This is a genomic window from Methylobacterium sp. NFXW15 (genome assembly GCF_049887755.1).
GTDB lineage: Bacteria > Pseudomonadota > Alphaproteobacteria > Rhizobiales > Beijerinckiaceae > Methylobacterium.
Map to the genome: position 1 here is coordinate 74,700 of NZ_JAGEKG010000007.1, position 19,089 is coordinate 93,788.

The 19,089-nt window shown below is 67.3% G+C and carries 18 protein-coding genes; 5 read left to right on the plus strand and 13 right to left on the minus strand.

Annotated features, from left to right (window positions below; all coding sequences use genetic code 11):
- Nucleotides 1-13: 13 nt before the first annotated feature.
- The 5 genes from sucD to gloB form a co-directional block, all read right to left on the minus strand.
- Entirely contained in the window at nucleotides 14-898 is an 885-nt protein-coding gene (gene sucD, locus J4O73_RS16695; protein ID WP_426219098.1) for a succinate--CoA ligase subunit alpha, read from the minus strand.
- 2 nt (nucleotides 899-900) lie between these two features.
- Nucleotides 901-2,097: an ADP-forming succinate--CoA ligase subunit beta gene (gene sucC / locus J4O73_RS16700; RefSeq protein WP_426219100.1), complete on the minus strand. Its 1,197-nt coding sequence runs from the start codon at nucleotides 2,095-2,097 to the stop codon at nucleotides 901-903.
- A 116-nt stretch (nucleotides 2,098-2,213) separates the two neighbouring features.
- The gene (mdh, locus tag J4O73_RS16705; RefSeq protein ID WP_378974455.1) at nucleotides 2,214-3,176 is read right to left on the minus strand and encodes a malate dehydrogenase; all 963 of its coding nucleotides are present in this window, start codon (nucleotides 3,174-3,176) and stop codon (nucleotides 2,214-2,216) included.
- A gap of 381 nt (nucleotides 3,177-3,557) precedes the next feature.
- Nucleotides 3,558-4,133, minus strand: a complete 576-nt coding sequence (locus J4O73_RS16710) for a TetR family transcriptional regulator (protein WP_313898749.1) — start codon at nucleotides 4,131-4,133, stop codon at nucleotides 3,558-3,560.
- A 349-nt stretch (nucleotides 4,134-4,482) separates the two neighbouring features.
- Nucleotides 4,483-5,253 (minus strand): hydroxyacylglutathione hydrolase, encoded by a 771-nt coding sequence (gloB, locus tag J4O73_RS16715; protein ID WP_426219102.1) that lies wholly within the window; start codon nucleotides 5,251-5,253, stop codon nucleotides 4,483-4,485.
- A gap of 148 nt (nucleotides 5,254-5,401) precedes the next feature.
- Here gloB and J4O73_RS16720 point away from each other — a divergent pair, with 148 nt between their 5' ends.
- Nucleotides 5,402-6,136: a class I SAM-dependent methyltransferase gene (locus J4O73_RS16720; protein WP_426219104.1), complete on the plus strand. Its 735-nt coding sequence runs from the start codon at nucleotides 5,402-5,404 to the stop codon at nucleotides 6,134-6,136.
- A gap of 33 nt (nucleotides 6,137-6,169) precedes the next feature.
- Nucleotides 6,170-6,874, plus strand: coding sequence for a MarC family protein (locus tag J4O73_RS16725; protein WP_426219106.1), 705 nt, complete (start codon nucleotides 6,170-6,172; stop codon nucleotides 6,872-6,874).
- A 7-nt stretch (nucleotides 6,875-6,881) separates the two neighbouring features.
- Here the strand turns inward: J4O73_RS16725 and J4O73_RS16730 are convergent, their stop codons facing one another.
- On the minus strand, nucleotides 6,882-7,934 hold the full coding sequence (locus J4O73_RS16730; RefSeq protein WP_426219107.1) for a hypothetical protein: 1,053 nt from the start codon (nucleotides 7,932-7,934) through the stop codon (nucleotides 6,882-6,884).
- A 244-nt stretch (nucleotides 7,935-8,178) separates the two neighbouring features.
- On the opposite strand from J4O73_RS16730, the gene J4O73_RS16735 reads away from it, so the two are divergent.
- Nucleotides 8,179-8,340 carry a hypothetical protein gene (locus tag J4O73_RS16735; protein ID WP_426219109.1) on the plus strand — a complete coding sequence of 54 codons (162 nt, stop codon included), beginning with the start codon at nucleotides 8,179-8,181 and terminating at the stop codon, nucleotides 8,338-8,340.
- A gap of 147 nt (nucleotides 8,341-8,487) precedes the next feature.
- Here the strand turns inward: J4O73_RS16735 and J4O73_RS16740 are convergent, their stop codons facing one another.
- From J4O73_RS16740 to J4O73_RS16755, 4 genes are all read right to left on the minus strand, one after another.
- Nucleotides 8,488-9,540: a cytochrome-c peroxidase gene (locus J4O73_RS16740; RefSeq protein WP_426219398.1), complete on the minus strand. Its 1,053-nt coding sequence runs from the start codon at nucleotides 9,538-9,540 to the stop codon at nucleotides 8,488-8,490.
- 90 nt (nucleotides 9,541-9,630) lie between these two features.
- Nucleotides 9,631-11,673, minus strand: a complete 2,043-nt coding sequence (gene pbpC, locus J4O73_RS16745; protein WP_426219111.1) for a penicillin-binding protein 1C — start codon at nucleotides 11,671-11,673, stop codon at nucleotides 9,631-9,633.
- Between the two features lie 47 nt (nucleotides 11,674-11,720).
- Nucleotides 11,721-15,143, minus strand: coding sequence for an acyl-[ACP]--phospholipid O-acyltransferase (locus tag J4O73_RS16750; RefSeq protein WP_426219113.1), 3,423 nt, complete (start codon nucleotides 15,141-15,143; stop codon nucleotides 11,721-11,723).
- 82 nt (nucleotides 15,144-15,225) lie between these two features.
- Entirely contained in the window at nucleotides 15,226-15,453 is a 228-nt protein-coding gene (locus tag J4O73_RS16755; RefSeq protein WP_426219115.1) for a hypothetical protein, read from the minus strand.
- Nucleotides 15,454-15,621: 168 nt separating this feature from the next.
- Here J4O73_RS16755 and J4O73_RS16760 point away from each other — a divergent pair, with 168 nt between their 5' ends.
- The gene (locus tag J4O73_RS16760; protein WP_426219117.1) at nucleotides 15,622-16,509 is read left to right on the plus strand and encodes an MBL fold metallo-hydrolase; all 888 of its coding nucleotides are present in this window, start codon (nucleotides 15,622-15,624) and stop codon (nucleotides 16,507-16,509) included.
- 4 nt (nucleotides 16,510-16,513) lie between these two features.
- Here J4O73_RS16760 and J4O73_RS16765 read toward each other — a convergent pair whose 3' ends face one another.
- Genes J4O73_RS16765 through nthA form a run of 3 tightly spaced genes read right to left on the minus strand, consistent with a single transcriptional unit; the run spans nucleotide 16,514 to nucleotide 18,140 of the window.
- On the minus strand, nucleotides 16,514-16,840 hold the full coding sequence (locus J4O73_RS16765) for a nitrile hydratase accessory protein (protein WP_426219119.1): 327 nt from the start codon (nucleotides 16,838-16,840) through the stop codon (nucleotides 16,514-16,516).
- Nucleotides 16,837-17,496: a nitrile hydratase subunit beta gene (nthB, locus tag J4O73_RS16770; protein ID WP_426219120.1), complete on the minus strand. Its 660-nt coding sequence runs from the start codon at nucleotides 17,494-17,496 to the stop codon at nucleotides 16,837-16,839. The genes J4O73_RS16765 and nthB overlap by 4 nt, the downstream gene beginning before the upstream one ends.
- Nucleotides 17,493-18,140, minus strand: a complete 648-nt coding sequence (gene nthA, locus J4O73_RS16775; RefSeq protein ID WP_426219122.1) for a nitrile hydratase subunit alpha — start codon at nucleotides 18,138-18,140, stop codon at nucleotides 17,493-17,495. The genes nthB and nthA overlap by 4 nt, the downstream gene beginning before the upstream one ends.
- Before the next feature lie 185 nt (nucleotides 18,141-18,325).
- Between nthA and J4O73_RS16780 the strand changes: the two genes are divergently transcribed.
- Nucleotides 18,326-19,039 carry a sigma-70 family RNA polymerase sigma factor gene (locus tag J4O73_RS16780; protein WP_426219123.1) on the plus strand — a complete coding sequence of 238 codons (714 nt, stop codon included), beginning with the start codon at nucleotides 18,326-18,328 and terminating at the stop codon, nucleotides 19,037-19,039.
- Nucleotides 19,040-19,089 lie beyond the last annotated feature (50 nt).

Genomic DNA, 19,089 nt, shown 5'->3' on the forward strand with positions numbered 1-19,089 from the left:
CCGCCGGGGCCGGTCAGCCCTTCAGGACTTCGACCAGCGTCGAGCCGAGGCGCGCCGGAGACGGGGAGACACGAATGCCTGCCGACTCCATCGCCGCGATCTTATCCTCGGCGCCGCCCTTGCCGCCCGAGATGATCGCGCCGGCATGGCCCATGCGGCGGCCAGGCGGCGCCGTGCGGCCGGCGATGAAGCCGACCATCGGCTTCTTGCGGCCGCGCTTGGCTTCGTCCTTCAGGAACTGCGCCGCTTCTTCCTCAGCCGAGCCGCCGATCTCGCCGATCATGACGATCGACTCGGTCTTGTCGTCGGCCAGGAACAGTTCGAGCACGTCGATGAATTCGGTGCCCTTCACCGGGTCGCCGCCGATGCCGACCGCCGTCGTCTGGCCGAGGCCCGCCGTCGTGGTCTGGAACACCGCCTCGTAGGTCAACGTGCCGGAGCGCGAGACGATGCCGACCGAGCCGGGACGGAAGATGTTCGCCGGCATGATGCCGATCTTCGACTCGCCCGCCGTGACGATACCGGGGCAGTTCGGGCCGACGAGGCGCGACTTGGAGCCGATCAGCGCCCGCTTCACGCGCACCATGTCGAGCACCGGAATGCCCTCGGTGATGCAGACGATCAGCGGGATCTCGGCCGCGATGGCTTCGCAGATCGCGTCCGCTGCGCCGGGCGGCGGCACGTAGACGACGGAGGCGTCGGCGCCCGTGGCTTCGCGCGCCTGGGCCACGGTGTCGAACACCGGCAGGCCGAGATGCGTGGAGCCGCCCTTACCGGGCGAGGTGCCGCCGACCATCTTCGTCCCGTAGGCGATGGCCTGCTCGGAGTGGAAGGTCCCGTTCTTGCCGGTGAAGCCCTGGCAGATGACCTTGGTGTTCGCGTCGATCATCACCGACATGATCAGGCTCCCTTCACGGCGGCGACGATCTTCTGGGCGGCGTCATCCAGGTCGTCGGCCGGGATCACGTTGAGGCCGGAGGCGCGGATGATCTCCTTGCCCTGCTCGACGTTGGTGCCTTCCAGGCGCACCACCAGCGGAACCTGCAGGCCCACCGCCTTCACCGCCGCGATCACGCCGTTGGCGATCACGTCGCACTTCATGATCCCGCCGAAGATGTTGACGAGGATGCCCTTCACCTGCGGATCGGCGGTGATGATCTTGAACGCCGCCGTCACCTTCTCTTCGGAAGCGCCGCCGCCCACGTCGAGGAAGTTCGCCGGGCTCTCGCCGTAGAGCTTGATGATGTCGAGGGTGGCCATGGCCAGACCCGCGCCGTTCACCATGCAGCCGATGGTGCCATCGAGGGCGATATAGGCGAGGTCATACTTGGAGGCCTCGATCTCCTTGGCGTCCTCCTCGGTCTCGTCACGCAGGGCGACGATGTCCGGGTGACGGTAGAGGGCGTTCGAATCGAACGAGATCTTGGCGTCGAGGCACTTGAGGTGGCCGTCGCCGGTGAGCACCAGCGGGTTGATCTCCAGCATGCTCATGTCCTTGGCGGTGAACGCCTGGTAGAGCTTGGTGGTCAGGTCCCCGGCTTCCTTCGCCTGGGCGCCGGTCAGGCCGAGCGCCTTGGCCACCGCGCGGCCGTGATGGGGCATGATGCCGGTCGCCGGATCGACCGGGATGGTGTGGATTTTCTCGGGCGTGTCGTGGGCGACCGCCTCGATGTCCATGCCGCCCTCGGTGGAGACCACGAAGGCAATGCCGCCGGTCTCGCGATCGACGAGCATCGACAGGTAGAACTCGGCGGCGATCTGCGCGCCTTCCTCGATGTAGAGACGGTTCACCTGCTTGCCGGCGGGGCCGGTCTGGATGGTGACGAGGGTCTGGCCGAGCATCTCGCCCGCGTACTGCTTCACTTCGTCGATCGACTTGGTGACGCGCACGCCGCCCTTGGCGCCCTCGGGAGCACCGACGAAGGTGCCCTTGCCGCGACCACCGGCATGGATCTGGCTCTTCACGACCCAAACCGGGCCGCCCAATTCCTTGGCCGCAGCCTCGGCCTCGGACGGATTGAAGATGGCGACGCCGCGGGACACCGGCAGGCCGAACTCCCGCAGGACCGCTTTGGCCTGGTATTCGTGGATGTTCATCGGAGCCTCATTCAGAGGAGCGAAGAGGGAGTGGCGAATGACGAAGTGCGCTCAGGAGAAGCGGTGGAGGCCTGTGCCTTCCCCCGCCTCTCCCTTAGCGCTCTTCGCGCCGTGACTTACGCCAGCGAGCCGTCGACGGTCTTGCAGGCCTCGATCAGGCCCTTCACCGAGTTGACGGACTTCTCGAACATCGCCTTCTCGTCGCCGTTGAACTCGACTTCGAGCACCTTCTCGACGCCGTTGGCGCCGATCACCACCGGCACGCCGATGAACAGGCCGTCGATGCCGTACTGGCCGTCGAGATGGGCGGCGCAGGGCAGCACGCGGCGCTTGTCGCGCAGGTAGCTTTCGGCCATCGCGATGGCCGAGGAGGCCGGAGCGTAGAAGGCCGAGCCGGTCTTGAGCAGGTTGACGATCTCGCCGCCGCCCTTGCGGGTCCGCTCGACCATGGCGTCGAGCTTCTCCTGGGTCGACCAGCCGAGCTTGATCATGTCGGGGAGCGGCACGCCCGCGATGGTGGAGTAGCGCACGAGCGGAACCATGTCGTCGCCGTGGCCGCCGAGCACGAAAGCGGTGACGTCTTCGACCGAGACCTTGAACTCTTCGGCCAGGAAGTGGCGGAAGCGGGCGGAGTCGAGCACGCCGGCCATGCCGACGATCTTGTTCTTCGGCAGGCCGGAGAACTTCTGAAGCGCCCACACCATCGCGTCGAGCGGGTTGGTGATGCAGATCACGAAGGCGTCCGGCGCATGCGCCTTGATGCCCTCGCCGACCGACTGCATGACCTTGAGGTTGATACCGATCAGATCGTCGCGGCTCATGCCGGGCTTGCGCGGCACGCCGGCGGTGACGATCACGACGTCGGCTCCGGCGATCGCCGAATAGTCGCTGGCGCCAGCGAGCTTGGCATCGAAGCCCTCGACCGGGGCGGCTTCGGCGATATCGAGCGCCTTACCCTGCGGCACGCCGTCGACGATGTCGAACAGCACGATATCGCCCAGTTCCTTGAGTCCGGCCAGAAGGGCCAGCGTTCCGCCGATTTGGCCGGCACCGATGAGGGCGATCTTGCTGCGTGCCATGTCGGTTCTGCCTCCTGAGAAACCTTGCTTCCCGGGCGCGTTGGTGGCCTGCTCCAGCGTGCGTTGCGCCGGGTCGTTCGCGACCGAAAATCTGCGCGGCTGTGTGGCCGAAAAGCACTGACGCTTCAACCCGATGGGGCTTGGCCTAAAGGCCGGAAGGCGCCGACAGTCCCTCCACCACGGCATCGTGTCGAGCCGGAAATCGCTGTGATGCGAAGGTTTTAGGTGCGGTGCAGCGACCGGGAAAGCCAGAATGACAGATTTCCAAACCTGTCATTTCACGGTTTCATGCTGACCTCGTCCCGAACTCCGATCAGGGAATCACGGACCAGAAAGAAAAAGGCGGGGCCGCGATTTCCGCGTGCCCCGCCCTGTCTCGTCTCAGAGGACGCCTGCTCGCAGGACCCTCTGGATTGCGTGGATCACCGCCCCGAAGCGGGCCTCGATCAGGTCTCGAGGCACATCGGCATCATGTTGGATCGCGAGCGGATGAGTGAACCGGTAGCTTGCATCGAAGATGTAAGCGATGGCCCGCTCCCGGTCCCGCGCCGAGAAGATGCCGGATGTGATCCCCTCTTCGACAACCCGCTCGACCAAGCTGCGCAGGCGGACCCGGTGGCGCCGGGCGATGGGCCGCGCGGCGACAGTGGCGTCCAGATGGACAGCGAAGAGGTTCGGCTCGTTGGCGAGTGCGTCCCGCTGAAGGGCCGCAAGGGCGACGAGCAGCCGTTCGATCTTATCGTCGGCGGGATCCGGCGCGTCGGCGATGCCGGCGAGGCGGGTTTCCACATCCCGTAGCCAGCGGCCCGCCACGGCATCGAGCAGGGCGTCCTTGGAGGGGAAATAGCGGTAGACGTTCGCGTGCGTCATGCCCGCTTCGGCGGCCACGGCGACGACGGTGACACGCTTGGGCCCCAGACGGGCCAAATGCTCGGTGGCGATGCCCAGAAGGCGAATATCGGCCGAGACGGGAGTCCGTGCCTTCGGGGTGCTGCCCGATTCCGCATCGTCTGACGACTTGGCGGGGGCGCCACCTTCGATCCCATTCAGCGCCACCTTGAGCTCGGTTTCGTCATCCTTGGACGAGTCGATCTCCGGCCGCAGGAACGGAAGGGGAAGGCGAGAGGAGGACAGGTGGTAGGGCGAGGCGGACCCCCATCGTTCCGAAAGAAGCGCGAACGCGCTTCCGGTTGAAAAAGCGGTGTCCCCCCGGGAGCCCGCGTGCTCATGCGGCTTCGTTGCCGCTTACCTGTCGTATGTTCAAAATGATTTGAGAACGCAACAAAATTTTCCGATCGTATCACTCTCAGAACCGATCCTTCCACGATCTTAGAGTAACGAACACCTTTTCAGAGGAGCTTCCAGCAGGGAGATTGACTCCCTTCGCCAGTTCTGAGGTGCCACTCCTGAGGAACGGATTTGTCCGCCTCTCCTGACCGAGTGTCGAAGGGATCAGGAATGACCCGTCCCGTCGCGCGGTTTCCGCTTCCGCGACACGGGCGCGCAGAGCTTCGTTGTCGGGATCTGCTGCCAGGGCGAACTTGCCATTCGAGAGTACGTAGTCATGCCCACTGAAGACCTGTGTCTCATCCGGCAGATCGGTGAAGCGCTGTAGTGAGCGCCACAGGACTTCGGGAGGACCCTCGAGCACCCGCCCGCAGCCGAGGGTAAACAATGTATCCCCGGCGCAGATGATCTTCGCGTCTTCGAACCAATAGGTGATGTGGTCGTTGCAGTGGCCGGGCGTCTCCCAGACCTGGGCGACGAGGTCTCCGACCGTCACCGTGTCGCCCTCGCCCACCGCAATGTCGACGGCGGGGATCGCATCGCCCGCCTTGCGCGGCGCGGTGACACGGGCGCCGGTTTTGCCCTTCACTTCCTCGATCCCCGCGATGTGATCGCCGTGCCGGTGGGTGACGAGGATGTCGGTGAGGCGCCAGCCCGTGTCCTCCAGAGCCTTCAGGACGGGGGCCGCCTCGGGGATGTCGATGGCGGCGCAGGCGCCCGTTCCGGGGTCGCGGATCAGGACCCCGATATTGTCCGAGCGGCAGAGGAAGGTCTTGATCTGTGCGTCCACGTCGCGGTCCCTGGCCCGTGATGAAGCTAGCCTAAGGCTGCGGTTGGAAAAACAGGCTTTCGCGAGGTGCGGTTCCGGGATGACTTGCGGCGGACGCGCACCGCCACCATTGATGGCCCGATGACAGCCAGCCGCGCGTAATGAGTCCATGCGTCTCGACGTCAACGGCCTGAGGGCCTTCTACGCTACGCCCCTCGGCGCCACGACCCGGCGGGTCGTCGGCCGCTCGGTGCATGGCTTCCTCGGATCGGTCTCGGGACTGCGCGTGCTCGGGATCGGTTATGCCACCCCCTACCTCGCCCCCGTCCACTGCATCGCGGAGCGGACGCTCGCCTTCATGCCCGCCTCGCAGGGCGTGGTGAACTGGCCAGGCAGTGGTCGTTCCTGCACCGCCCTCACCGACCCGACGATGATGCCCCTTCCCGAGGCGGCCATCGACCGGGTGATCCTCGTCCACGCCCTCGAATCGGTCGAGAGCCCGACCGAATTGCTGCAGGAGGTGTGGCGGACCCTGACGCCCGGCGGCCGCATGGTGCTCGTGGTTCCCAACCGCCGGGGAATCTGGGCGCGGCGCGAGGCGACGCCCTTCGGCCATGGCCAGCCTTACAGCCGCTCTCAGCTCGGACGATTGATGCGGGACACCCTTTTCTCGCCGGAAGGGTGGGCCGAGACCCTCTACATGCCGCCGGTGCGCTCGCGCGTGCTCCTGCGGACGGGGGCGATCTGGGAAGCCTGCGGCACGACACTGGCCCTGCCCTTTGCGGGCCTGCACGTGATCGACGCGACGAAGCAGCTGTACCGGCCGATCCCTGTCGCCCAGGTGCGCCGGTCCCGCCGCCTCGCACCGGCCCGCGTACTCGTCCCCGCGCCTGCGCCGGGTTAGAGCATCGCCCGCCGACATGCGGGGGAGCCCGGTTTGACCGTCGAGATCACGATCCAGCAATTCCTGCTGGCCCTTTCCGGCCTCATCGCCATCGTGAATCCGATCGGCGGGGCGCTCATCTTCGCGCAGGTCACGAGCCAGTTCAGCCATGCCGAGCGAGTCGTACTCTCCCGCCGGATCGGCACCTACGCGGCGGTGATCATGCTCGGCGCGCTCTGGGCAGGTACGCCGATCCTGAACTTCTTCGGTGTGAGCCTCGCTGCACTGCGGATCGCGGGCGGACTCGTCGTGATGTCCGCCGCCTGGACGCAACTCAACCGGCCGGAGGCCCGCGAGGCGCGCAAGCAGGCCGAAGCCTCCGGCTCGCGGGAGAAGCGGATGCAGGAGCCCCCGGCGGAAACCCTGTCCGGCAATCTCAACGAGATCGCCTTCTTCCCGCTGACGCTGCCCTTCACTGTCGGACCCGGCACCATTGCCGTGGCGATCACCCTGGGTTCCAGCCGGCCCGAGGCCCTGGCCGACCGGATCGGGTTCTATGCCAGTGTGTCGGCGGCGGCCCTCAGCGTCGCCCTCATCGTCGTTCTGGTCTACGGCTCGGCCGACCGGGTGGTCGCCCTGATCGGCCCCGCCCGTGCGCGGGTGCTCGGGCGGCTCTTCGCATTCCTTCTGCTCTGCGTCGGATGCCAGATCCTGCTGACCGGTGTGAACGACGCCGTGGCCTCGTTCCACCGTCCCTGAGCCGAGGTCAGATCACCGGCAGTTCCGCCAAGCCGCCATAGATCGCGGCGTGGCCGAGATAGTAGAGGAGCAGGAAGCCCGCGAGCGAGGCCGCGTACCAGGCCGGGGCGAGTACCGTGTCGCGGACCCGGACCTTCACCCGCACATCGTCGGCGGCGATGCCGAGCAGCACCACGATGATGCCGGAATGGCCGATCGCGTCGATCTTGCCGAACTCGAAGATGGCCGAGACGAATACGCCCGCCAGGATCAGTGCAGAGGTCCGGCGGACCAGCGGCGTCCAGATGAGGGCGAAGGCGAGGGTGAACTCGATGACGCCGGCGGCCTGCATGAACAATTCGGGGCTGGCGCCCATGGTCATGGACGGGTTGGCGGCGATGAGCGGGTCGGTCCAATGCGGATACGCCCACTTCTCGACGGAGGCCCACATCAGGGTCACGGCGGCCGTCCAGCGCACGATGTCGAGCGCGCGGATCCCGTAAGGCGTCAGGTCGAGGCTGCGCAGGATCAGGTAGGCGGCGACGCCGAGGAAGACCGGGTAATCGGCCAGGTGGAAGATGCCGTATTGCGAGACCGCATAGGCGAAGAGGAACACGATCCCGAGCCCGGTGATCGGCATGGTCCGCCGCCAGATCAGGCAGACGGCAAGACCGAGCTGAAGCCAGGAGATCCACTCGAGGTCGGTCTTCAGTTCCGGCGTCAGGATGATGCCCCCGAGCCCCCAGAGCGACACGAAGAAGAATCCGACCGTCGCGCGCACAAGAAGCTCGGTATCGGTGCGGATGCGACCCAGCACCCGGTCGAGGGCGTTCATCAATGCGGTGCCGAGCGGTGTGCCTTCGGCGAGGCAGCCGAACATCAGGCAGACCAGCGCGAGGCCGACCAGCCATTCGAAATTGAGGCACAGGACGTTTTCCAGGCCACGAGGCTGGCCGGATACGTCGTAGGCACAAAACCATTTCACATGAGCGCTGGCCTCGTTCGACGCGAACAGGGTCAACGGTAACGCCAAGGCCAAGGTTTGAAGTGAACCGGAAAACGTCTTCCTTGGGGACTTCATAAGACCCTCGCCCGCGGCGGCGCTGCTTTGTGAAAGCTTTTTAAATCAAATCGCGTCCGCCCCGGTAAGTGAATCTTAATGGCTCTCCGTAAAAGGTTAACGCTGTGGATTCCCCGAGCTGAGCTTTTTCCACTCAGCCCGCCGATCAGGAACGGTCCCGGAAGCTTCGGGTTAAGGGTTGGCGTTTAGCGTGGCCGTGATGGCCACCGGGCGCGCCCGGAGAGCCTTGTCGGAGAGTTCATTCATGGTCGGATTGGCGAGCGCCGTCAGCCTCTGCCTGGGCGTCGCCCTCGCGGCCCGTGCTCCCACCGCCGGTCTGCGCGCGAAGGCCTTCGAGACCTCGGGCGGACTCTTCCTCGTATCGGGTCTCGTCCTGCTCGGCTCGGGCCTGCCCGTCTTCCACTGAATGCGACGTTCGGGCGTTCGTCCGAAGGACACCTCACATTCGTCAGCGCGAGCGGAGCGAGGCCATCCATAGCCTTTCGACCCCTCACCAAGGGGCGAACGATCGATGGCTTCCTTCTACCGATGAAGGGCGAAGAGGCTTCCTGGCCTACGGCGACGGCGCGCTTGCGGGGAATACCGCTGCGGTCTCTTCGCGGTCGCCTTCGGTGGACAGCGTCGCCAGGAAAGCCAGCAGGTCCGCCTTCTCCCGCGCGCTCAGGTCTAAAGGCTTGATCTGTCGCGACCGGCTCGGGCGGTCGATCCCGCCTTTGTCATAGAGGTCGATAACCGCTTCCAGCGTCGGCAAAGACCCGTCGTGCATGTAGGCCGTGCGCTTCTCGATCTCTCGCAGCGTCGGCGTCTTGAAGGCGTATTGCAGGGCGACCGAGCGCGGCATCAGGCGGCCCCGGCCGAGATCGTTGCCCGTGGCGGTACCGATGTCGTGGAAGGAATTGTCCGTGAACGACCAGCCGGAATGGCAACCGGCGCAGCCGCCCTTGCCGTTGAATACCTCGAACCCGCGCTTGGCGGCCTCGGAGATCGCCCCCTCATCCCCGTCGATCCAGCGGTCGAAGGGTGCCTTTCCGGCGACGATCAGGCGCTGGTACGTCGCGAGGGCGGCTTCGAGCCGATCCTCGCTGACGGCAGGATCGCCGAACGCGGCGGCGAAGCTCTCGCGGTAGCTCTCGTCGGCCGAGAGTCGAGACACGGCATCGGGCATCTTGAGATTCATGTTGCCCGGTGCGGAGATCGGCGCGCGGGCGACCTTCTCCAAAACGGCAAACTTGCCGTCCCAGCCGAGCGGACCATCCTGCCACGCGACGTTCAGGAGTGTCGGCGTGTGCAGGTCCATGTCTCCACCCATGCGGGTGGAGGCGCGGGCGCGGCCATCGGCCCAGGCCAGGTCCGGGCTATGGCACGTCACGCAGGCGCGGCTGCCGTCGCCCGAAAGGATCGGATCGAAGAAGAGCTTGCGGCCGAGTTCCGCCTTGGCGGGCGAATAAGGATTGGTTTCGGGGAAGGGGATCGTCGTCGGGCGGACATAGTCGAGGCGCCAAGCGGCGCGATGCCCGTCCGCCGCAGTTCCGGCGTAACCAGCGACACCTGCCAAAGCAGTAAGCGTCGCCGTGGCGACACCAAAAATTCGTAGCCTCGAAACCATCACATGAGTGGTTTACGAGCAAACTATTGAAAAACGGTATACCTGTTAAAATAGTTCATACAGAACGACTTGGGACGATGAACTTGCCCCTTACTCGATCCGAACGGCGACGCTGTCACTGGCCCCGGTCGCGTCGAGGACGGAAATTCTCACGAAGCCCGCACCCTCCGGCACCCAGGCCGATTGCCGCCGGATCGTTCGTGAGACCGGTTGCCCGTCGATCATCCAGGTGAGGGGCGGCACGCCGCCCGACGCTTTCAGGATCATCCCCTCCCCCGCCCCGCCCGCAGGGGCGGCTAAGCCGAGATCGACCCGCGCCCCATCCGGCGGATAGGCGATCCGCAGGACTGGCGTTCCGTCCGGCGGCTCGTCGCGGTTCAGGCGGCGCAGGGGCGGTGGCAGGGCCGCGTTGGCGGCGGTTAAGGCGTCGGCGGGGCGCGGCCCGAAAACGGGATCGCCCCCGTGGCGCGCGAAGGCATCGAACAGGATCGGCGCGGAGACGATCCGCCCGACGAGACCGGGCACCGGGGCGCCATCGGCACGACCGGCCCAAACCGCGACCGTGACGCGGCGATCGTATCCCACGGCCCAGGCATCCCGGTAACCGAAGGATGTGCCGGTCTTGTAGGCGATGCGGTTGGGCAATGCGTTGTCGGGCGGCGGGGTCCCGCGCAGGATGTCGGTCACGTACCACGCGGCCACATCCCCTGCGATGCGCTTACCCCCGGCCGGGGGCGGCATCTGCCCGTCGCGGGCAAGGCCCGCATAGAGCCGGGCGAGGTCGGTGAGGGTGAGGCCGAGCCCTCCGAGCGCCACCGGAAGGCCTGGCGCCGCATCGCGTGGCAGGCGCAGGTCGGCTCCCGCCGCGCGCAGATGCGCGACGAAGCGCGCCGGACCCACCGCCTCCATCAATGCGACGGCGGGCACGTTGAGCGACAGTTGCAGCGCCCGCCGGGCTGTGACGGTGCCCTGGAAGGTCATGTCGAAATTCTCGGGCGCGTAGCTCGCGGAGAATCGCGACGGCCGGTCCTCGATCAGCGTCTCGGGATGGGCGAGCCCGGCCTCGAAGGCCATGGCGTAGACGAAGGGCTTCAGCGCCGATCCGGGCGAGCGCACGGCGCGGGTCATGTCGATGGCCCCCCGGCGGCTGGAGTCGAGATAGCCCGCGCTGCCGACCTGGGCGAGGAGCCGCCCGTCGCGATTGTCGATCACCACGATCGCCGTCGAGAGGACGGGCCCCGCCGAGGCGGCGCGCTCGGCCGCGAGGGCTTCGAGGCTCGCTTGCAGGCGGCCATCGAGGCTGAGGCGGATCACCGGGTTCGCGGGCTCGGCGCCCACCGCCTCCTCGGCGGCGTGGGCGGCCAGCATCGGGAAGGGTCGGCGGGCGGCCGGAACCGGTTCGGCCCTGGCCTGTGCGGCCTCGTCGTCACGCAGCAGACCGCGCGACAGGGCGATGTCGATCACCCGGTTACGCGCCGCTCGCGCCCGCTCGGGGAAACGGTCGGGACGCCGGGTCTCGGGGGATTGCGGCAGGGCGACGAGGAGGGCCGCCTGCGCGGGGGTGAGGCGGGCGGGCTCGCGGCCGAAATAGGCGAGGCTCGCGGCCCTTACCCCTTCCAGCGATCCGCCAAAGGGCGCCAGGGCGAGGTAGAGATCGAGCACGCCCCCCTTGCCGAGCTGACGCTCCAGGCTCACGGCCCGGAGCGCTTGCCGCAGCTTCGCGGAGGCCGAGCGCCGCGCCCGTGGCTCTACGAGACGGGCGACTTGCATCGAGAGCGTCGAGCCACCCGATACGATGCGCCCATGGCGCAGCCCTTGGGACGCAGCCCGCAGGACGGCAAGCGGATCGATCCCGATATGGCTATCGAAGCGCCGGTCCTCGTAGGCCCGGAGCATGGCGAGATAGCGCGGATCGACCGTGGCGGCGCTCACCGGCAGGCGCCAGCGTCCATCCTGCGTCGCGAAGGGCCGGAGCAGATCGCCCGACCGGTCGAGGACGACCACCGAGCGGGCCTGCGCCGCATGGAGATCGAGGGGCGGTAGCGAAGCCGCCAGGATCAGCAGGGCCAGCAGAGCGGTCACGGGAAGCGCGACGCAGACCCGGATAAGGATCAGCCACCCGCCCTTCCGCATGCCGCCCTCCCCGTCCGGCCGGAGGATGCCCCCTCAGGCCGCCCCGCTCAAGCGGCCTCTGCGTCGGCGCGCTCGCGGGCGAGCTTGGAAACCGCCACGAGATCGACCTTGCCCGCGCCGAGCAGGGGAATGTCCTCCAAGACCACCACCTCGGCGGGGATCGAGACGTCGGAGGCGCCCTTGCCCTTGGCGAAACTCTGGAAAGCGGCGCGGTTCGCGTCCTTGGCCTGGGTGAACAGCACCAGCCGCTCGCCCTTGCGCGCGTCCGGTACGGCGGCGGCGGCGCTCAACCGGTCGGGCCAGAGTTCGTTGGCGAGCTTCTCGATGGCCGCCAGCGAGACCATCTCGCCGGCCACCTTGGCAAAGCGCTTCGCCCGGCCACGGATGGTGACGAAGCCCTCCGTGTCGATGCTCACGATGTCGCCGGTATCGTGCCAGCCGTCAGGCGGCGGCTTCAGGTGGCCGGGGGCATCGGTCATCAGGTAGCCGAGCATCACGTTGGGGCCGCGCACCGAAAGGCGCCCGCCCTCGTCGATGCCCGGCACCGGCTCGAGCTTCGCCTCGATGCCGGGCAGGAGACGGCCGACCGTGCCGAAGCGGTTGAACATCGGCGTGTTGAGGGCGAGCACGGGCCCACATTCGGTGACGCCGTAACCTTCGAGGATGCGCAGGCCGAACTTCTCCAGCCAGGTCCGGCGGGTCGTGTCTTTCACCGCCTCGGCTCCGGCCACGACGTAGCGCAGCGAGCGCAGATCGTAGGCGTGTGCGGCGCGGGCATAGCCCGTGAGGAACGTGTCCGTTCCGAAGAGCACCGTGCTGTTCGAGCCGTAAACGAGCTCCGGCACGATCCGGTAATGCAGCGGCGAGGGATAGAGATAGACCGGCACGCCCGAGACCAGCGGCAGCACCGTCCCGGCGGTGAGCCCGAACGCGTGGAACATCGGAAGGACGTTGAACACCTTGTCCGTCGGACCGAAATCGATCCGCGCGGCCACCTGCGCCACGTTGGCGAGCATGCAGCGGTTGGCGAGCACGACACCCTTGGGTGCGCCCTCGCTGCCCGAGGTGAACAGGACCGCCGCTGGGTCCTCGCCCCGCCGCTTCACCAGCGGCTTCCGGGGGCTGAGGAAGCCGCGGATCTTGTCGGCCAGGGTGATCGTGGCGCGCAGATCTTCGAGATAGACCAGCGTCACCTTGCCTTTCATCGCCTCCACGAGGGAGCCGAGGCGGCCCTTCTCGATGAAGGCACGCGACGTCAGTACCGTGCTTACCTCCGCCGTCGCGCAGGCGGACAGCACGTTGGCGGCGCCCGCCGAGAAGTTGATCATGGCCGGCACCCGGCCCGCCGAGGCCAGGGCAAAGAAGGTCACCGCCGCGCCGTTGGCGTTCGGAAGCATCAGGCCGATATGGCCCCCCTCCGGAGCGTAGGCCATCAGCTTGCGGCCGAGGATGTTGGCGCCCATCACGAGGCGCCCGTAGCTCAGGCGGCCGGTCACCGGGTCTTCGAGGGCGTTGCGGCGCCAGCCATGGCGCTCGCCCGCATCGATCAGCGCGGCCATCACCCCGCGGTCGATCTCGGCCGTGCGGAACAGCAACTCGGACATGGCGTCGTAGAGCTCCGCACCCGCGGCCTGCCGCCGGGCCTTACCCTTCAGCGCCGGATCCACCGTAAGCCGCACGGGTGGCATGACGGTGACAATCACCTTCGGCCACCAGCGGCGGCGCACTTGGCTCCGGGACAGGCGCGAGAAAACGGTCTGCTCCAGCCCGTCGATCTTCACCGGCACCACCATGGCGCCCGACTTGTCGCCGATGAGCCCGGCCCCGTCATAGACCTTCATCAGGCTACCGGTGACGGTGAGCCGACCCTCGGGGAAGATGATCAGCGTCTCGCCGGATCGCACCGCGTTGATCAGGGTGCGGGTGGCGAGCGGCCGCGTCGGATCGAGCGGCATCGCCTTGGTCATCTTCAGGAACGGCCGCACCCACCAGCGCTTGGCGATGCCGCTGTCGATGGCGAAGACCGGCTCCTGATCGAGGAGCGACAGGGCGAGCGGCGCATCGAGGAAGGACACGTGGTTGAGGGCCACGATGCAGTTCGGACCCGCCTTGTCGATGTTGTCGAGGCCGCGCACCTCAAGCCGGTAGAAGGCGCGGAACAGGATCGACAGGGCATCCCTGAACGGGCTCGTCGGCAGGGTGACGAGGACCACGGCGCCGACGACGAGATTCAGCACGGCCACCACCGCCAGCAGGCTCGCCATGGAGAGGCCTGCGGCCTGCAGCGCCGCCAGCGCCAGGGTGCCGCCCACCATGAAGGCGGCGGTGATCACGTTCACCGCCCCGATGATGCGGGCGCGCATGGATTTCTCGGTCCAGGCCTGCACGGCGGCGAAGGACGGCACGATGTAGAGCCCGCCCGCCATGGCGAGGCCGAGGAAGTCGATCATCGTGCGCAGGCCATGGCCGGTGCCGATGAACGCGACCGGGCCGATCATCTCGGAGGGCGGCGCGGGAAGGTGCGAGATCGTCCAGGCGAGGTCGAAGCCGAACAGGGCCATCAGCAGCGCTCCGACTGGGGTCGGCAGCAGGACGATACGCCCGCTGGCGAGCCAGGAGGCAAGGCCGGAGCCCAGGGCGATGCCGACCGAGAAGGTCGCGAGCAGGAGGGTGATGACCGTCTCGCTGCCGTTGAAGGCGGTGCGCACCATCACCGGCAGCAGCGACAGTACCACCACGCCGACGAGCCAGAACCAGCTCACGATCAGCGAGCCGCGCCAGAGCCTCGTGTCGACCCACAGGTCGCGAAGCAAAGAGAAGGTCGAGCGGGCGACGTTGGCATCGACCTTGAGATCCGGGGCGCCCTCCCCCGTCTCGGGGATCATCCGCGCCGACAGCCAGCACAGAACGGCGAAGGCCATGACCAGGGCGGCGAATAGCGCGCCCGATCCACCCATGGCCGACGCGGTGCCCGCCGCGATAGTACCGAGGAGGATGGCGAGGAAGGTTGCGGCTTCGACCAGGGCGTTGCCGGCGGGGAGCTCCTCCCGGCGCAGGTGGTCCGGCAGGATGCCGTATTTGATCGGGCCGAACAGGGCCGCGATCGTCCCGAACAGGCCGAGCGCGACGAACAGCACCGGCACGGAATGGAGCAGGAAACCCAGCACGGCGCAGCCCGCGGCGAAGATCTCCGCGAACTTGAGCCGCCTGGCCATGAGCGCCTTGTCGTAGCGGTCGGCCCATTGGCCGCCGAGCCCCGACAGGATGAAGAACGGCCCGATGAAGACGGCACTCGCCAGCGTGACGAGGACGCCGCCATGGCCCTCGCCGCCCGCGCCCGCGCTACCCCCGATGCCGAACAGGATCAGGAAGGCGAGTGCGTTTTTCAGGAAATTGTCGTTGAAGGCCGAGAAGAACTGGCACCAGAACAGTGGCGCGAAACGCCGCGCGGTCATCAACGAACGAAACATGTCGGTCTCCGGCCCTGCGCCATGACTGACCCAGGCGCTACGCCAAGGTCAAATCCGGCAAGGACCGGCAGGCGTTTTCGCCTCAGCCGCGATCGAGCCGCGCGCGCACCATGGCCCCCAGATCGTACGACCGGCAGGCATGCTGAACGAGAATCGCGGTCACGGCCAGAACGAGCGCTGCCGCGACGCAGGGCACGGCGAGCAACAGGATGAGGACCGAGCCGACCGCCGTGCGCTCGGCCAGGGACGCGCGGGGCCAGGGATCGACGGGCCACCGGAGCGGAAGCCGAATCGGGCGAGTCGTCGTCATGGGCGGGGTCTCCCATCCGCACCGAGAGGGCACTGTGTGCCCGATCAAGCCCTGCGTCGAGCACGTCTTTCAGGCAGCGATGTCGCGGGGCAGCCTGGAAACCGTGGCGTCCGGGGACAGTTTCAGGCGGTGCTTTCACCGCTGCGTGAGGGCGGAGGACACGAAGCGATGCCCGGTTACCTGCCCTTCGCGGGCGCCCTGAAGCTGCCCGCGTATACATGCGACAATTGCGGGTTCTGGCAGCGCCATTTCGAGCCGCCGCCCGCCTGCCCGATGTGCCTCGACGCCCGGCACGTAGTGCCGCAGGACGGCTGGCGCTTCCGCACCGAGCGTGAGGCGCAGGACGCGTTTCCCTGTCACTGGCAGGAGTTGGAGCCGGGCGTCTGGCGTTTCTGGAACGAACCGGTCTCAGGCATCGGCCCATCGGCCTATCTCGTCCAAACGGACGAGGGGAACATGGGCTTCGAAGGATGCCCGGTCTTCAGCGAAGCCGCCCTCGACCAGATCGAGCGGCTCGGTGGCATGAAGGTGCTGTCCGCCTCGCATCCGCATTCCTATGGCGCCCTGGTCCAGTTGCAGGACCGGTTCGATCCAGAACTGTGCCTGCCTGCCGCCGACTTCACGTGGAGCGCCGCGCTCCAGGTGAGCTGGCCCTACGACGATTTCCTCGAACCCCTTCCCGGCCTCGAACTGCATCGCACGGCGGGCCATTTCGACGGCCATGCCGTCCTGTTCGATCGTAAGCGGAAGATCTGCTTCTGCGGCGACGCCCTGAAGTTCGAACTCGACCCAGAGGATTTCCGCCGGGCGCGGACGATCTCGGCCCACAAGGCGTTCGTGCGCGGCGTGCCGCTGACCGTGAACGAGTTACGCCGCTACCGGGACGTGTTCGAGCGTCTGGACTTCACCCAGACCTGGACGCCCTTCGAGCCCGCTGCGAATTGCGGCCGCCCCGAAGTGCTGGCCCTGATCGATTCCATGCTGGGTAGCCGACCGCACGCCTACCCAGTCCCGCTTGAGGAATTGACGAAGGCGCAGCCGTCGCGCTCGCAATGACGGGTCAGCGCCGATCCTGCGGATCATTCTCCAACAGGATCGGCTGTCCGTGCGGCGTGGCCTGCGCCGCTCGCAGCCATGCGGCCGTGCGGGTCTCGATGCTAGAACCATCCGCGACGCCGCGCTCGGCGAGCAGGCGTTCCAGCGTCACGAGCCAGCGCCCGTAATCGGCGGCCTGCTCACCTTCGCCCTCGGGACGAATGGTCTGGCCCAGGGCATCGGCCCATTGGCTCCAGGTGAACAGGCCCGCTTCCTGAAGCGAGACGACCAGAGCGAAGACCTGCGCTTCCCAGGGCGCGGAGAACGGCCCGTTCGGGCTCGGCGCGCTCATGCCGGGTCCAGATAGGGCTCGAAGGCCGCGATGGTGACGCGCCCGCCTGGATCGGCCTGCGGCCCCCAGAGGTCGGCGGCTTCGAAGGCGACCGTATAGAGCCAAGCCGGGTTTTCGCCCTGCTTATAGGCGTTGGTATCGGGGAAGACGTGCGCGCCATGCACCGCCTCGACCCGTCCCCGCTTCCCCCGGACGTAGCGTGGCAGGCGAGTGTGCCCGACCGGGTGCATCACCTTCGCGATGACTTCATCGCCCGGCGTGAAACGGGCGGGGGCCATCGGCGTCCGGTCGCTCGGGAAACCTGCCCTGAAGCGGGGCTCCAGAATATCGGCCGTCAGCACGCGAGCCACTTCGACGGGCGGCTGGGATGCGATGCCTGTTGCGACTTCGTCCGGTGTGGCGAGGCCGTTGGCGAGGATCTGCTTCTCCAGGGCTTCGAGCCAGATCTCGTAATAGCTCGACGAGAGATATTGTGCGGGGGGCAGGGATTCCCGCGCGGCGCGGCTACCATCGAGGTTCCATGTCCCGGTGAAGCCCATGGCCAGCGCGAGAGCCAGCACGCGCTTCTCCCACTCGGCATGGAAGACCGGCTCGTTCGGCTCGGGCACGACCGGTCCGAAGCCGTGGGCGCCGCCGAGATCCTGAGCGCCGTTCATGCCCGGATCTCCGCAGCGGGTGCGAGCGGCAGGCCCGTGCCGATCATCGCATCGCGGGTGACGAGAGCGGCCAAGGCCTCCTCGGAATAGCCTTCCGTGCCGTCGGGGCGCATCGGCAGCACCATGAAGCGTGTTTCGGCGGTGGAATCCCACACGGTGATCCGTGTGGTTTCGGGGAGGCTCACGCCGAACTCGGCCAGCACACCGCGCGGATCGCTGACCGCGCGCGCGCGGTAGGGCGGTGCCTTGTACCAGACCGGTGGCAGACCCAGCACCGGCCATGGGTAGCAGGAGCAAAGGGTGCACACGACCATGTTGTGAGTGCCGGGCGTGTTCTCGACCACCACCATGTGCTCGCCGCCCCGCCCGCCGATCCCGAGTTCGGCGATGGCCGGTGTCGCGTCGGCGAGCAGCCGTGCGCGATAGCCGGGATCGGTCCAGGCGCGGGCGACGACACGGGCACCCAGATGCGGGCCGACCTTGGTTTCGTACATCTCGACCAGTGCATCGAGAGCGGCAGTTTGCACGTAGCCCTTCTCCACGAGGAGCGATTCGAGCGCTTTCACCCGCGCCTCGACGGGGCTGAGATCGCTGCCCTCATGGGCGTGGTCGTGGTCATGACCGTGGTGATGATGGTTCGACATGCGCTTGTCCTCACGTGGCCAGGATGCACAAGCCCACGTTTCGCCGCCACCCCCGAATGTCGCCGTACACGGTCAGAGGGACGATCCGGCAATTTTGTCCGGGTCTGTTTAGCAAGAGTTCATGTCGCAGCCCGTACCACACCTTAGATCGGTTCCAGTATGAAGTATTCTCTTGGGGAGACGGGATGATCGCTGAGCCGCCGGATGCGCCGGAAGAGCTTGCCACCCAGCCGTCGGCCAGGCGCGCGACGCAGGATGTGGGGCGTCATCTGTCCGCGCCGCTGAAGGACTATTTCGCGCTCAGCCAAGATGCTGCTCTGCCCGAGCGGCTGTCGGGTCTCGTTGCGCGGCTTGAGACCCTGTTCGCGGGGGCCGACGACACGCTGGTCTTCGATTTCCGCGCCGACATCATCAACGCCCTGCCGGGCCTTCGCACATTCGCCTTATCCCTCTGTGGCGATGCGAGCCGTGCCGACGATCTCGTTCAGGAAGCCTTCGCCCGCGCCTGGGCGAACCAGCATCGCTTTCGGCCGGGCACGAACTTCACCGCTTGGCTGTTCACCATCCTGCGGAACCAGTTCTACTCCGAGCTTCGCAAGGCCAAGCGCGAGATCGAGGATGCGGATGGTGTCCATGCCGAGCGCCTCATCGCCCTGTCGGATCAGGAGGATGTGAGCACGCTCACCACCGTCCGCGAGCACCTCGGCAAGCTGCCCGCCGTCCAGCGCGAGGCGCTGCTGCTCGTAGGAGCCGAGGGCTTCACCTATGAGGAGGCGGCGGAACGGATCGGTTGTCAGGTCGGCACGGTGAAGAGCCGCGTGAGCCGCGCGCGGGTCGCGCTGCTGGCCGGCCTCGGCCTTTCAGCCTCGGATGGCGAGGCCCGTCCGACGATCAGGTAGCGCGGCTGGGCTGTAGCAGCCCTGCATCCTCGCCCCCTTGCGCCTCGCCC